General features: G+C 45.2%; 11 protein-coding genes and 1 tRNA gene. 9 read left to right on the top strand and 3 right to left on the bottom strand.

Annotated features, from left to right (window positions below; all coding sequences use genetic code 11):
- Positions 1-21: 21 nt before the first annotated feature.
- Positions 22-1,464, bottom strand: a complete 1,443-nt coding sequence (locus tag EL341_RS13825; RefSeq protein ID WP_074821850.1) for an FGGY family carbohydrate kinase — start codon at positions 1,462-1,464, stop codon at positions 22-24.
- 246 nt (positions 1,465-1,710) lie between these two features.
- Between EL341_RS13825 and EL341_RS13820 the strand changes: the two genes are divergently transcribed.
- From EL341_RS13820 to EL341_RS13785, 8 genes are all read left to right on the top strand, one after another.
- Positions 1,711-3,111, top strand: a complete 1,401-nt coding sequence (locus tag EL341_RS13820) for an NAD(P)/FAD-dependent oxidoreductase (protein ID WP_074821852.1) — start codon at positions 1,711-1,713, stop codon at positions 3,109-3,111.
- Positions 3,108-4,322: an NAD(P)/FAD-dependent oxidoreductase gene (locus tag EL341_RS13815; protein ID WP_074821855.1), complete on the top strand. Its 1,215-nt coding sequence runs from the start codon at positions 3,108-3,110 to the stop codon at positions 4,320-4,322. Before EL341_RS13820 ends, EL341_RS13815 begins: the two co-directional genes overlap by 4 nt.
- A gap of 41 nt (positions 4,323-4,363) precedes the next feature.
- Positions 4,364-5,143 (top strand): DeoR/GlpR family DNA-binding transcription regulator, encoded by a 780-nt coding sequence (locus EL341_RS13810; protein ID WP_074821857.1) that lies wholly within the window; start codon positions 4,364-4,366, stop codon positions 5,141-5,143.
- Positions 5,144-5,277: 134 nt separating this feature from the next.
- Positions 5,278-5,628, top strand: a complete 351-nt coding sequence (locus tag EL341_RS13805) for a DUF1937 family protein (protein WP_047781843.1) — start codon at positions 5,278-5,280, stop codon at positions 5,626-5,628.
- Positions 5,629-6,013: 385 nt separating this feature from the next.
- On the top strand, positions 6,014-6,517 hold the full coding sequence (gene dps / locus EL341_RS13800) for a DNA starvation/stationary phase protection protein Dps (RefSeq protein WP_047781842.1): 504 nt from the start codon (positions 6,014-6,016) through the stop codon (positions 6,515-6,517).
- Between the two features lie 641 nt (positions 6,518-7,158).
- Positions 7,159-9,201, top strand: coding sequence for a hypothetical protein (locus EL341_RS13795; RefSeq protein ID WP_126468048.1), 2,043 nt, complete (start codon positions 7,159-7,161; stop codon positions 9,199-9,201).
- A gap of 382 nt (positions 9,202-9,583) precedes the next feature.
- On the top strand, positions 9,584-10,324 hold the full coding sequence (locus EL341_RS13790) for a class I SAM-dependent methyltransferase (protein WP_126468046.1): 741 nt from the start codon (positions 9,584-9,586) through the stop codon (positions 10,322-10,324).
- Positions 10,325-10,416: 92 nt separating this feature from the next.
- A tRNA-Gly gene (locus EL341_RS13785) sits at positions 10,417-10,490 on the top strand.
- A 72-nt stretch (positions 10,491-10,562) separates the two neighbouring features.
- Here EL341_RS13785 and EL341_RS13780 read toward each other — a convergent pair.
- Entirely contained in the window at positions 10,563-11,468 is a 906-nt protein-coding gene (locus EL341_RS13780) for a LysR family transcriptional regulator (RefSeq protein WP_126468044.1), read from the bottom strand.
- A 341-nt stretch (positions 11,469-11,809) separates the two neighbouring features.
- Here EL341_RS13780 and EL341_RS13775 point away from each other — a divergent pair, with 341 nt between their 5' ends.
- Positions 11,810-12,865 (top strand): NAD(P)-dependent alcohol dehydrogenase, encoded by a 1,056-nt coding sequence (locus tag EL341_RS13775; RefSeq protein ID WP_126468042.1) that lies wholly within the window; start codon positions 11,810-11,812, stop codon positions 12,863-12,865.
- 80 nt (positions 12,866-12,945) lie between these two features.
- Here EL341_RS13775 and EL341_RS13770 read toward each other — a convergent pair whose 3' ends face one another.
- Entirely contained in the window at positions 12,946-14,268 is a 1,323-nt protein-coding gene (locus tag EL341_RS13770) for a c-type cytochrome (RefSeq protein WP_126468040.1), read from the bottom strand.
- Positions 14,269-14,276 lie beyond the last annotated feature (8 nt).

Below are 14,276 nucleotides of genomic sequence, written 5' to 3'. Positions count from 1 at the left end.
TATTCCTTATTCTTGTTTATTTTATGAATGACGTAGGCCGCGAGAGCGGGAGATAATGTCTTGATATTGCTCAATCACGCCAAACATCGAGGCATCATTTGGTGTTGTGATATGGGCATCTGTATTGAAAGAAATGGGGCGTTCGAGGCCAAATCCCTTTCTGGCTAGCATGGCTGTACCGAGGGCAGTCACTTCTCGATTAGCAGGTGCGACAATCTTTTTCTGAATGATATTGGCCAGAAATTGCTTAAAGTAAGTATTGGAGGAGAGACCGCCATCGACGGAAATACTGTCTCCCAGAGGAGATAGCTTATCCATAGCCAGAATCACTTCAGCAGAACGGACGGCAATGCCTTCCAAGACTGACTGAAGCATGTCTTTTCTTTCTACATCTAATGATAAACCGGTCCAGATTCCTGCGGCCGAACGATCCCAATAAGGGCAACCCAGCCCGGACAGTGCCGGAACGAAAGCCAGCCCCCGTGAAATAGCTGATTCTTTCCAAAAACTATCAAGCTCATCAAAATCATTAAACAGACCAATTTTACGAGCCCAGTTAATGGCTGACGCGGCGTTATAAACACCGCCATCCAGACCAAATACCGCCGGACTATCCGGGAATTTCCAGCATAGGGTCGGCAGGAGTCCTGAATCACCAATGTCGGCAATTTCCGTACCGGTGAGTGATTGAAGAAATGCGCCGGTACCAAACGTGACTTTTGCGTCGCCTTTATGCCGACAGCCATGACCGTAAGTGCCAGCAAACTGATCGACAATTGAGGCGGTTACCGGCGTCAGATGCCCGTCCAGATTAATGTTGCCAAAGTGGCTGGTGGTGTCCCGAATTGGGGCTAAACAGTGGATCGGCACATTGAAGATCTCACAAAGTTCACTGTCCCATTCCAAGGTATGGATATTAAACAGTGAAGTGCGTGAGGCCGAGTTATAGTCAGTGCAATAAACTCCGCATAAACGGTCGAGAAAAAAGGAGTCCATGGTACCGATACGCAATTTGCCTTTTGCGGCCAGCTCTTTTACACCAACGATATTTTCGATGATCCAGTTCATTTTGCTGGCGGAAAAATAAGGATCGAGGGGTAGTCCAGATTTTGACTGAACGATAGGCTCCAGACCGGCATCCTTTAGCTGTTGAATACGTTTTTCTGTCCGCATATCTTGCCAAATAATGGCGTTATACAGCGGATGTTTGGTATCGGCATGCCAGGCGACAATACTTTCACCCTGATGGCAGATGCCAATCGCATCAACCACTTCACAGCTGGCTAAACATTTTACAATATTACCTAAGATCTCTTCCGGATCCTGTTCAACCCATCCGCTGTTCAGGGTGATCTGTTTATGCGGAATGCTCATGGGAGAATGAGAACGTCCGCTTTCATCAAAAACGACAACTCGGGTACCGGTAGTTCCCTGATCTATCGCGGCGTAGCGTTGGTTAAGCATGACGCATCTTCCTTTATTATTTTTGTTGGTAATTAGACTGTTTTGTGGATTATTACGATCAAACGGAACTTAAATCCACATAAAATTCACATATCGATACTTATTTATGACCTTGGTCACATTTATTTAACAATGTGTGATTTGTTTTGCTATTAAGTGTCATTGTCGTTTTTTTATGTGTTGATATTGTGGTTATCATGTGGTTTTATGATATCGAAAGACATTGGTCACTAGGATTGGCTACATATGAAGAACGAAAATAAAAAAAATTGGGATGTGATTGTTATCGGCGGTGGCGTGGTCGGGTGTGCTGTCCATCGTCAGTTTGCGATTGCCGGTGCTAATGCTTTATTACTGGAAAGGGGCGGAGATATCCTTTCGGGAGCCAGTAAAGCGAACAGTGCGTTATTGCATACCGGTTTTGATGCGCCTCCCGGCAGTCTTGAACTGGAATGTATACAGAATGGCTATCGAGAGTTTATGGCCATCAAAGATAAAATGAATCTACCATTGCTGCAGACTGGCGCGTTGGTGATTGCCTGGAATGAAGAACAGTTGGCTAAATTGCCCGCTATTGTTGAACAGGCACATCAGAATGGTGTTATGGATGTGTGTCTGGTTGATAAAGAAGAAGTCTATCGGCGGGAGCCGAAGCTGGCGGAAGGCGCGCTGGCGGCGGTTAGCGTCCCCGGTGAAGGCGTGATGGATCCGTGGAGTTCGCCGCTGGCGTACTTAACTCAGGCGGTAAAGCACGGTGCTGGATATGCGTTCCACTGTGAGGTTGAAAGCGGAAGTTTCAATGATGGCTTATGGACGCTGAAAACTAAAAAAGGGGAATTTCAAGCTCCTCTGGTGATCAACTGTGCAGGCATCAATGGGGATATTGTGGAAAGTATCTGCCATCCGTCACCTTTCCAGATTAAGCCAAGAAAAGGGCAGTTCCTGGTTTACGATAAAGAAGCCGCGGCCGATATTAATGCCATTATCCTGCCTGTTCCGACAGCCATCACGAAAGGCGTGCTGTTAGCCAAAACTATTTTTGGCAATCTGCTGTTAGGGCCAACGGCAGAAGAACAAGAGGATCGCTGGAAAGCGGAAGTGGATGAAAATGTCCTGAAAGATTTAATTCGTCAGGGCAGCAACATGTTACCCAGCTTGCATAACTATAGTGTAACGGCAACCTATGCCGGTCTGCGTCCCGCAACGGAAGAGAAACACTACCGCATTAATGACTATCCGGAAAAACAGTGGATATGTGTCGGAGGAATTCGCTCCACCGGCCTGACTTCCGCACTGGGTGTTGCGAAGCACGTTCTGGCGTTGTATCAGAATAATTTTTCACCGTTGTTTGACATGTCTCCGCCGGCTGAACTGATCTGGCCTAAGATGCCAATGTTGGCGGAGCATGAACAGCGCAGTTATCAGACCGAGCATAACGGTGGCATTGTGTGTCACTGTGAACGCGTCAGCCGTAATGAAATTGAGGCGATTTTTGATTCAGATATTCCGCCGGAATGTTTGGGAGGCCTGCGCCGGAGAACCCGAGCGATGATGGGGCGGTGTAACGGTTTTTACTGTAGCCATAAGGTGGCAGAAATCATTAATTATCGTTTTGAGAATACGTTAGCGGTAGAGGTGCTGAAATGAAGCTAAATTACGATGTGGTTATTATTGGCTCTGGCCCCTCTGGTATTGCGGCAGCAACGGCGTTAAAGCAACAAGGTGTGCATGATATTGTTATTCTGGAGCGGGAAGCGCAGGCCGGTGGTGTTCCCCGACATTGCCAGCATCCGACGTTTGGGTTACTGACCTTTAAACGGCCGATGAAAGGATCGCATTTTGTTGAGCACATTCTGAAGATTCGCGGTGACGTTCCGGTATTGACCGGCATGACCGTGGTGGGGATTTATCCTGACGGAAAAATTCAGGTTTCTTGTGATGCGGGTCTGGTTAATATACAGGCTAAACGCATCATTATTGCCACCGGCGTTCGTGAAACCCCACGCCATCCGAGATTGGTTTCCGGCCTTCGCCCGCAGGGTGTTTTAACCACCGGGGCTTTACAGCAATTTATTTATTTAAATCGACAGACCCCTTGCCGCAACCCGGTGATTATCGGTACTGAGATTGTCAGCTTTTCAGCATTATGGACGTTGCGTAATGCGGGTGTTAAAGCCAAGGCGATGATTGAACAGGGCGCAAGAATTACGGCGAACCGGCCTTTAATTATGGCGGCTAAACTTTTTGGTGTTCCGGTTTATTGCCAGACTAAATTAGTTGAGATTGGCGGACTGAATCGCGTTGAGTATGTGATGGTTGAATGTAACGGCCAGCGCGAAAAGATTGAGTGTGATTCAGTTATCTTTACCGGTGAATTTACCGGTGAATATACCTTGATAAAAGGGAGCCATTTGGATTATCGAGCGGATACCGGTTGTCCGGTGGTTGATAATCAGGGACGCTGTTCTGACGCCGCTTATTATGCCATTGGCAACTTGCTTCATCCGGCAGATATGGGGGATCAGTGCTATCAGGAAGGTATGAAAGTGGGTCTGGCGGTTGCCAAAGACCTACAGTGCCCAGCGCCGAAAGCCTCCTTACGTTTGCCGATTGTTTTTGATGAAAAGATTCAATTTACTGCGCCTTCTTGTATTGCCGCTGATGAGAATTTATCGACATTAGACCTCAATATCCGGGTGAAACAGGCTATCACAGGTACGGTGGTGGTCAAATCAGGCAATCAGGTTCTGTATCAAAAGAAACATCGCTGTTTACCTGGGCGACGGATCATGTTGAAAGGGGTGAATTCCAGACTGATTTCCGGAAATGCTACAGAAATCAATGTGAGTATCGTATAGTTTGCCGATACATCGTTAAGCGATCTTAAGGGTATTTGGTTATGACTGAAGGACGTCCGAGTAATTTGCGACATCAGGCTATTCTTGAACAGCTGTTTTCTAATGGGCAGGTGTTTGTTCATGATTTAGCTGAGCAGTTTAATGTGGCACAAGAGACTATCCGTCGCGATCTGACCAAGTTAGAGTCTCAGAAGCTACTCAAAAAAGTGCATGGTGGGGCGGTAAATATTCAGTCAAAGTTTGAACGTGACTTTAGTGAGCGCGCTAAACTGGCTGCGGATGAGAAAAAAGCCATCGCCATGAAGGCCGCTGAGTTTATTAAATCGGGCGATACCTTGTTGATTGATTTCGGTACCACAACCATGGAATTTGCTCAGCAGGTGAAAAATATTGATGGGCTGACGGTGATTACCAATTCACCTCTGATTGCCGGTATTGTGCAGGAAAATATGACCATTGATGCCATTTTGATTGGCGGACAGTTTAGTGGCTCCAAATTTGCCTGTTTGGGGGCTATTACGCTGAAGAATATTGGTGAGTTCTCAGCGGATTACGCGGTGATTGGTGTGGGGGCGATTGATGCCAATAAGGGCATCATGAATCAGAATATTGATGAAGCGGCCGTTGCAAGAAAGATGATGGAAAACAGTGACAAACTTATTGTGTTGGCTGACTCCACTAAGTCTAATAAGCATGCAATAAGTTTAGTCAGCGGTTGGGAGAATGTTGATATTCTTGTTACCACCAGTAGAGATATAAAAATTACCGAAGCCAATAAAAAGACGAAAATTATTTTCGCTGATGCTGAAGATAATCGGTGATTTATTTTATTGACGGAGAATAAAGCTATAGTGATATAGCTTTATTCAATGTTATCTATATTTATTAGATTTTTATAATAACCTAATGATATTGCTATATTAATGAATTTAATGTTTAAGTTAAGGACGAAACGATGAAACTCTACTTTATTGCCTGCCCTTACTCTCATGCGGATGAGGAGATTGTTCAGCAGCGCTTTGATCTTTGTACTTCGGCCGCCACCAAGTTAACCATGGCAGGTTATGCCGTATACAGCCAAATCACCATGTCACATCCGATGAATGTGCTGGCGACCAAGATGGATAGAAGAATCAGATGGGCCCCCATTGATGAAGCGTTTATGGCGAAATGTGATGAGTTAATTGTTCTGACGCTACCTGGCTGGGATGAAAGCAGCGGTGTGGCAAATGAGATTGAATATTTTAAATCACGCAATCGTAAGGTATGGACTTATGACGATTTTGCCGCGGAACATAAATTATAATCACTAATTACCGCTTAATTTGCAGCATGCATATGCTGGAGAAAATCGTTGTATCTGTCTAAGCAAGAGGGTGCCATTGGGTGCTTTCTTGCGTTTTTTAAGAGGCAAAGACTGGCGTAGCGGATGTTTACCATGAATTATTTAATTTTTATATGAGGTATAGAAAAAATATATAGATGGCATAAATAATCATTGTTTATATTCAAATGTCAGGTATTTTCTCCTCATTATTCCCTATTAAAATAAGTAGTAAATTAAATTAATGAAGAAAACAGTAGCCTATATCTATAATAGGTAGATACTATCTTTAGAATATTTTCATGGTGTTATACTTATTTCATATTAAGAAGCACTTCAATGTTAAATAACAATGAGGATTCGGATAATGAGTACAGTTAAATCACTAAAAACTAAAGATTCTAAATTAGCGTTTACTCGTAATGATGTAAAAGACAGCGTCAAATTATCTTCCATTAAAGCATTGAACTATATGGTTGCTCAACTGGCTGATTTGGCTCTGGTTACCAAGCAAGCGCACTGGAATATGAAAGGTGCAAACTTTATCAGCGTTCATGAAATGATTGATGGTTTCCGTGATGTGTTGTTGGATCATCAGGACACTTTCGCAGAACGTGTGGTGCAGTTTGGTGGTACCGCAATGGGGACGCTACAGGCGATAGAAGCAACCAGCTCGTTAAAACCTTATCCAACCAATATTTTCAGCGTAACCGATCACTTAAAAGAGCTGGCGGATCGTTATGCCACCGTCGCTAATGAACTGCGTAAAGCGATTACTGAAGCTGAAGATGAAGACGTGGCTGATATGTTTACCGCAGCTTCACGTGATTTGGATAAGTTCCTGTGGTTTATTGAGGCTCATTTAGTCTAAGCCCAACCAGACAATAACTCGACGTTTTTTTAACCCCGCTGACGCTATCGTCAGCGGGGTTTTTATTATCTATAGAAAAGTGTTTAGATATTTAGCATTAATTTATTCAAGCCTAAGTAGAATTAAATATTCTTTAAGCATTATTATTTAATCTATAAACGTCAGCCATCACGACGTGTTTAATATAATAAATTCTTCCATAGTCAGTTTATCTGGTCTTTTGATACTTATTTGAAAATAAAAATTTTAAGATTCATGTTTTCTTCCATGTTACGTCGCAGTGCCAAGGGAATTGGCAGAATCGATAGTGAGTTATTGAGAAAGTCATTTAAATTCAGTTTGCTTAAATGGAAATATTAATGTTTCTTGAGAAAATAACGAGTCTCTTTGGCTTGATAAACATCTATTAATATATCAGCGTCATTTTTTAATATTTATTTATAGATAATTTATTCTTTTGGCTATTTTTCTTATTGTTTTTATTGATGGTGTTTTATAACTTCTTCTACCGAATGTTCTGCATTAATTTTTTAAAAATATTCTATTTCTATTCGTGGTTTGTTTTATTTCTTCCATAGGAAAATGGAGGAAATGACAGGCCTGACATATTTTATATTCCTATAAAAAGTAGAAGGTTGATAATGGCTATATACGATTATAAAGGCAAAGATGGACGGCATTTGGTACAAACGGCTAATGATATGATTCGCTACAATCAGTCAGGTGCTGAGGAAGAAGCGATCGCGAAGCAAAGCTTGTCGGATGCTGGCTGGCGCTTGTTAACGCCAAATGAAATTGGTTATTCAGGTAAGGTTGATAAAAGTGGCACCTATCTGGGAGAACGACTTAAAACCTTAGGGGCTGAGGCTGAAGTTTTAGGTCGTTTTGATGATTCCGGCACACTCCAGCAAATTGGCATCAGCTTTCACGGCACGGGTACGCGTTCTCAGGGCTTATGGGGACAGATTAATACCATTTCGGATATTAAGTCAGATCTGGGATTAATTTTTAATCATAAAGACTATCCAAAGAAAGCATTTAATAAACTCTTTAAGACCATCGCTGATTATGCGACAGAAAATGGCCTGAGCGGGGAAGACGTTCTGGTTACCGGGCATAGCTTGGGTGGCGCGGCGGTGAATGGCATGGCAGCACTGCGTCATGACAATTGGAATGGTTTTTATGAAAACTCTGAGTTTATTGGTTTTGCTGCGGCCTATGTGTATGAAGAGAAGGATTCGGTGTTGAATATTGGCTATGAGAATGATCCTGTTCATCGGGTTATTTCGGACAGCCATGGCCTACAGCTGAAAGGTGTTTATCCAGAGCTGAACGGCGCAACAAATAATATGGTCATTTATAATGACTTTTATGCGGCGGATAATTATCCAGACGGTAAGTTTTCTATTTTAAACTTCCCGTCATGGTCAGCGCATATGCCGATGGCTTATAAGTCTTTATTGCAAGTTTCTAAGTCTGCGTTTTATGAGCAGATGGATTTAAACTCGCCTATCGTTATTGCCGGACTCTCTGATGAGTTAAGAGATAAAGTTTGGGTTTCAGATAAAGCCTCCGCGTCATCTAATCACTTTGGTCAATCCGCCTTTATCTTGGGGAGTGAGAACGCTGACCTGTTACAGGATGGCATTCGCGATGACTTCTTAGAAGGCTTTGAAGGTGACGATCGGTTCCGCGTTAGTTTTGGTCATAACACCGTCGACGGCGGAGCAGGTAATGACACCGTTGAAGTGGCTGGTGAGCTGAGTCAGTTTTCTATTGCCCGTACTAAGGATGGACATCTGTTTATCGTCAATGCCAGCTCGGTAAACGATCTGGTTTCGGTTGAAAATGTTCAATTTAACGCCGGTGGCGCGTACTCAGTGACAGAAAATGGATTAGCAGGTATCAACGTCGTTGGCTATGAGGCGATTGCGGAAGGAACCGATGGCGATGACACCATGGACGTTTCCGGCTGGGGATTTGGTGGCGCTGGTGATGACGTGATTGTTGGTCAGAACGGCGTTGACTATCTGATCGGCGGTGATGGTGATGACGTGCTGGTTGGCAATGGCGGCAATGATATTCTGGTGGGTGGCCTGGGTAACGATAAACTGTACGGTGGCGAAGGGAATGACTCGCTGTTTGGCGGTGCCGGTAATGACATTCTGGTTGGCGGAGCGGGTGCTGATACGTTATATGGCGGCATGGGATTTGATATCGCCGATTATAGCGAATCCGAGGCTGGCGTTACGGTCAGGCTGGATAATGGCAGAATGCTCAGAGTGGATGAGGAAGGCAAGAATATTAATAGCGGCGGTGATGCCGAAGGTGATTTATTATTTGAAATTGAAGGCCTTATTGGTTCTCGTTTTGATGACGTTTTGATCGGCGATGACGGAAATAATCTGTTAACCGGTAACGGCGGTAATGATCAGCTTTATGGCGGCGGTGGTGCTGACGTATTTAACTTTAGTCAGGGCAGTACCGGTACTACAACCATCGCTGATTTTAGCGCGAAAGAGGGTGATAGAATTCGCCTGACAGAACTGGGCATTGAGGATGTGAATCAACTGTTGGATGTCAACGTGTCAGGTAAGGACTTACACTTAGCGGTGAATAACGACCTGAATATTATTGTTACCGGTGGCTTCAATTTAGAACCAGAACAGTTACTTTATGCTTAAGGTTAATTATACAGTCACTTACTGATAACTAAGCCTGAATAAATATATCCCGCTGCGATGTGTAGCGGGATATTTTTTTGGACTAAAATAGGTGGCTAACTACGTGATGCCGATCGGTTAGGCGTTTTTATTCCATCTACCCCGTCATTCCGGCGAAAGCCGGAATCTTGGTTTTAGCTTAATGATAACGTTTGACCTAAAATTGAAGTCCCTGTTTTCACCGGAATGACGAAATTTATCAGTTATCGCATACCGAGTGAAACTCTTAACTGATAAGCATTATGGCTAACCACGTATTTATTTTTTCTTCGTAATATATCGCAGTAGAATTACCGTGTTATTTACCGATCAATGTATCCGATTTTTATTTTAAGGAACCAAGATGGCGCAAAATATTTATGACGATAAGGCATTTTTTGATGGCTATGCACAGCTTAGTCGTTCGGTAAATGGCTTAAAAGGTGCGCCAGAATGGCCTGCGATTTGCGATATGTTACCGAATATGGCCGGCTTTAATATTGCTGATTTAGGCTGTGGCTACGGTTGGTTTTGCCGCAGCGCTCGTGAGCAAGGGGCAGCTCAGGTATTGGGCATCGATTTATCACAGAAGATGTTGAATAAAGCCAGAGAGATGACGGCGGATGATGCGATTACCTATCAACAGGGGGATTTGGAACATCTGCAACTGCCAGAAAATACCTATGATCTGGTCTATAGTTCGCTGACGCTGCACTATATTGAAAATCTATCCGGGCTGTTAGCGACGGTTTATCGGTCATTACTTCCCGGTGGTTATCTGATTTTTTCAGCGGAACATCCAATTTATACCGCGCCGAAACAGCCTGACTGGTTGGTTGATGAGCAGGGACAGAAATCCTGGCCGATAAACGGTTATCAGGCCGAAGGACAGCGAGTGACTAACTGGATAGCCGAAGGCATCGTTAAGCAGCATCGTATGATAGGGACTTATCTCAATATGCTGATAGAGCAGGGCTTTGTAATTACTCATTTAAATGAATGGGGACCAAGCAAACAGCAGATTCAGGACTGCCCGGCGCTGGACGAAGAGAAAGAGCGGCCGATGATTTTTCTGCTGTCGGCGCAAAAGCCGTTGGGTAAGTAAGTTGATGAGCATGATGAATTAACCTGAATTGTTTGTTTTCTCCGAAAGACATTCAGCGCTATAATCAATCGGTTAATTCTCATGTTGTTAACGCGGGTGTAGTTCAATGGTAGAACGAGAGCTTCCCAAGCTCTATACGAGGGTTCGATTCCCTTCACCCGCTCCAGAATTATTCTGTTATCTATTCGATTATTTTCTTTGTTACTCACAAAACAGCGAACTCCCCAGCTATTCTTGCTCATAAGGGCACACGCTGTTGATAGCGCAATGCATCAATCAAGAGAGAAAAAGCGGTAGTGTGCTGTTTCCGGCTGGGGTAATAAAGATAGTAACCGGAAAATGGTGGGCACCACTCTTCAAGTACACGGACTAATTGGCCGCTTGCCAGTTCGCTGTTTACCGTGTCTTCCGGAACAAACGATAGGCCAAGTCCCAGAGTGGCGGCGTCGATTTGTTGCCGAGAATAGTTAAAGGTAAGTTGGCCATCAACCCGTACTTTGAGCTCCCGACCGTCTTTTTCAAACTCCCAGGCATAGAGGCTATCCATGGTTGGTAAGCGCGTATTAATACAGCGATGCTGCTGTAATTCCTGAGGCGTTTGTGGAATACCATAGGTTTTAAAGTAAGCCGGGGAGCCAACAACGGCGAAGCTGATATCCGGGCCGATTCTCACCGCAACCATATCTTTGGCAACCTGTTCCCCAAAGCGGATACCGGCATCAAAACGACCGCTGACAATATCGGTAAGGGCGTTATCCACGGTGATTTCAACGTTAATATCCGGGTAATCAGCAAGGAACGTTTTCAATACCGGCCAGAGTGCTGAATCAACGGCATGTTCACCGGCGGTAATGCGAATATTGCCCGCTGGTCGATCGCGCATTTCAGTTAAGGCATTAAGCTCACTTTCAATGTCAGCAAAGCGTGGCTCCAGGCTATTAACCAGTTTTTCCCCGGCCTCAGTAGGGGCCACGCTGCGCGTGGTTCGGGTTAATAACCGAATACTCAGGCGTTCTTCCAAACTACGTACTGAATGGCTTAGCGCTGATTGGGATACTCCTAATTTAGCTGCTGCTCGGGTAAAGCTGCCTTCTCTGGCCACAGCAAGGAATGAAATTAAGTCGTTGAAGTTTTCTTTTAACATTTCGGTACCTGTTGCGACGTTGTTTATGGCGGTTTGACGGTGTGGTGAATCTATGGCCTTTCATTGGATAGCCAAAGGTAGCATAGGTACTTTCTCATGGATTCATGAATTTTTCTCATAGCTTCTTGCGCATTTATCCGGCTAGTGCTGCTAAAAGAATGGCGGTAACTTTTATTGCCACAGTGCTGCGGAATAATTTATGGCGGGTCATTTGCTGTCGGCTGGTCGTAAACAACGTTCTTTCACGCTAATAAATCAATGAGCTATGCCAGAAATAGAGTCAGAACGATCTGACTCAGGTTTTTAATCGTAATCAGGATTGATGATACAGGAGCAACAAGATGACAATAAAAGTGCTTGGCTATGCAGCCCAGTCAGCGGAAGCGCCTTTGGCACCCTTTGAGTTTACCCGGCGGGATCCTCGTCCTGACGATGTTGTGATGGAGGTTCTCTATTGTGGCGTTTGTCATTCCGATCTCCATCAGGCGCGTAGTGACTGGAGCGGAAGCGTCTATCCTATGGTGCCCGGCCATGAGGTTATTGGTCGCGTGACTGCGGTTGGTAAAGATGTGACAAAATTTAAGCCGGGGGATTTTGCCGGTATTGGCTGTATGGTCGACTCTTGCCGGGAATGCCAGCCATGCCAACATGATTTGGAACAGTATTGTGAGCAAGGCAGCGTACTGACATACAATGGTATCGATCGTCACGATCATCGGCCCACCTATGGCGGATATTCTCAATCAATCGTGGCTTCGCAAGATTTTGTTTTGAAAGTGCCGAATGGTATGGATCTCAAATCTGCTGCGCCGTTATTGTGTGCTGGCATTACGACGTGGTCTCCATTGCGCCACTGGAATGTGGGGCAAGGCAGTAAAGTCGCGGTTGTTGGTCTGGGTGGCTTAGGTCATATGGCGCTGAAGCTTGCTAACGCTCTGGGAGCTGAAGTCACGTTATTCACCCGTTCCGCAGATAAAGAGGCAGATGCCAGACGTTTGGGGGCTCATCATATTGTGCTCTCGACTGATGAAGCTCAAATGTCTACGGTAAAAGGGCAGTTTGATCTGATCATCGATACCGTCCCTTATGTTCATGATATTAACTCTTATATGCCGACGCTGAATTTGGATGGCACATTGGTATTTGTTGGTTATTTGGGGGATCTCTCTCCAATGTTAAATACCATACCGTTGATTTTAGGCAGACGCTCAGTCGCGGGTTCATGTATTGGCGGGATCGCGGAAACGCAGGACATGCTCGATTTCTGTGGTCAGCATAATATTACCGCAGACGTTGAACTGATTAATATGCAAGAGATTAATCAAGCTTATGAACGTATGTTGAACAGCGATGTGAAATATCGTTTTGTGATTGATATGGCGTCACTGAAGGCATAATCGGGTTATCTGATTTATTCTCGCTCATGCTGGTTCAATATGAGCCCCGGTATTCATCGGGGCCCATATGATTCATGTCGTTACTTCAGTAATTGTTCCACATCCTGACTGCCCAGTAGTTTCGGATCGCGAATCACATCTTTATCTTCACGCACGTTAGCAACGTCTTTCGCGGTGATAGCTGATGCATTGTTCCCCCAACTGGACCGAATAAAGTTCACGACATCGGCAACCTGTTGGTCGTTCAGACGCCAGCCAAAAGCAGGCATGGTGATGGATGACGGTGCTCCCTGCACGCCGGGTAGGGTATTGCCGGTCAGAACAATATGAATAAGTGAAGTCGCATCCTCGGTGAGTACCACCGAATTTCCCTGTAGCTGAGGGAAGAAGCGTGAATAACCTTTCCCATCGGTTTTATGGCAGGCGGCACAGTTGTCGATATAAATTGCCGCCCCGGTTTTACTGTCATCACCTTTCAATAAAGCTTTCGCGACGGTGTCATCTGGCGTAAATGGCGGTTGAGTGGGATCTTTGGCCGGCAGTGATTTCAGATAGCGCGCAATCGCCGTTGCATCCTCGGCGGTGAGATATTGCAGGCTATGTACGATCACATCGGTCATACCACCAAATACCGCGGTTTTATCGTTACGGCCGGTAAGCAGAAATTCAGTCAGCTGTTCTTCGCTCCAGCGACCGAGCCCCTGTTGGTTATCCCCACGTAAGTTAATCGCGACCCAACCATCAACCGGTGCGTTACTGCCGGACAGATAATCATCTCCTTGTTTATTGCTGAGTACTTTTTCCTGCATGCTCAGGCTGCGTGGCGTATGGCAGGCTCCGCAGTGGCCAAGACCTTCCACCAGATAGCGACCGCGTGCCAACTGTGGATCTTCCCCTTGATCGGCGGCGAAATCCTTAACGTCGGGCGCAAACATACCGCGCCAGAAATAGAGTGGCCAGCGCATGGAAAGAGGCCATGGAATATCGCTTGATTTATTAGCGTGAGAAACCGGCTCAACCTGTTGCATAAAGTAGGCGTACAGCGCACGCATATCTGGCTCGGTGACGATGGCATAAGAGGGATAGGGCATCGCAGGGTAGAGGGTTTCACCGCTTTTTCTCACTCCATGGCGTACTGCTTGATCGAAGTCTTCAAAGCTATAGTTACCAATGCCGGTGTCCTTATCCGGGGTGATATTGGTGCTGTAAATGGTGCCAATCGGAGTGACCATCGGCAATCCACCGGCGAATGGAATACCGCCCTTACTGGTGTGGCAGGCCACACAGTCACCGACGCGTGCCAAGTATTCGCCGCGTTTGATGAGATCGCTATCGTTAGCCTGCTGAGCTAACGTGCTAAAGCTGATTACCCCGCAGAACAGGGCTGGAAGTAAATTTTTCATGTTTATTC

Source organism: Pragia fontium, assembly GCF_900638655.1.
Taxonomy (GTDB): domain Bacteria; phylum Pseudomonadota; class Gammaproteobacteria; order Enterobacterales; family Enterobacteriaceae; genus Pragia; species Pragia fontium.
This window is presented reverse-complemented; position numbering and strand designations above follow the sequence as displayed.

Excerpts from the sequence above, each read along its gene's own strand:
- EL341_RS13780 (WP_126468044.1), bottom strand. The coding sequence starts at position 11,468 with ATGTTAAAAGAAAACTTCAACGACTTAATTTCATTCCTTGCTGTGGCC.
- EL341_RS13810 (WP_074821857.1), top strand. The coding sequence starts at position 4,364 with ATGACTGAAGGACGTCCGAGTAATTTGCGACATCAGGCTATTCTTGAA.
- EL341_RS13820 (WP_074821852.1), top strand. The coding sequence starts at position 1,711 with ATGAAGAACGAAAATAAAAAAAATTGGGATGTGATTGTTATCGGCGGT.
- EL341_RS13770 (WP_126468040.1), bottom strand. The coding sequence starts at position 14,268 with ATGAAAAATTTACTTCCAGCCCTGTTCTGCGGGGTAATCAGCTTTAGC.
- EL341_RS13825 (WP_074821850.1), bottom strand. The coding sequence starts at position 1,464 with ATGCTTAACCAACGCTACGCCGCGATAGATCAGGGAACTACCGGTACC.
- EL341_RS13775 (WP_126468042.1), top strand. The coding sequence starts at position 11,810 with ATGACAATAAAAGTGCTTGGCTATGCAGCCCAGTCAGCGGAAGCGCCT.
- EL341_RS13815 (WP_074821855.1), top strand. The coding sequence starts at position 3,108 with ATGAAGCTAAATTACGATGTGGTTATTATTGGCTCTGGCCCCTCTGGT.
- EL341_RS13795 (WP_126468048.1), top strand. The coding sequence starts at position 7,159 with ATGGCTATATACGATTATAAAGGCAAAGATGGACGGCATTTGGTACAA.
- EL341_RS13805 (WP_047781843.1), top strand. The coding sequence starts at position 5,278 with ATGAAACTCTACTTTATTGCCTGCCCTTACTCTCATGCGGATGAGGAG.
- dps (WP_047781842.1), top strand. The coding sequence starts at position 6,014 with ATGAGTACAGTTAAATCACTAAAAACTAAAGATTCTAAATTAGCGTTT.
- EL341_RS13790 (WP_126468046.1), top strand. The coding sequence starts at position 9,584 with ATGGCGCAAAATATTTATGACGATAAGGCATTTTTTGATGGCTATGCA.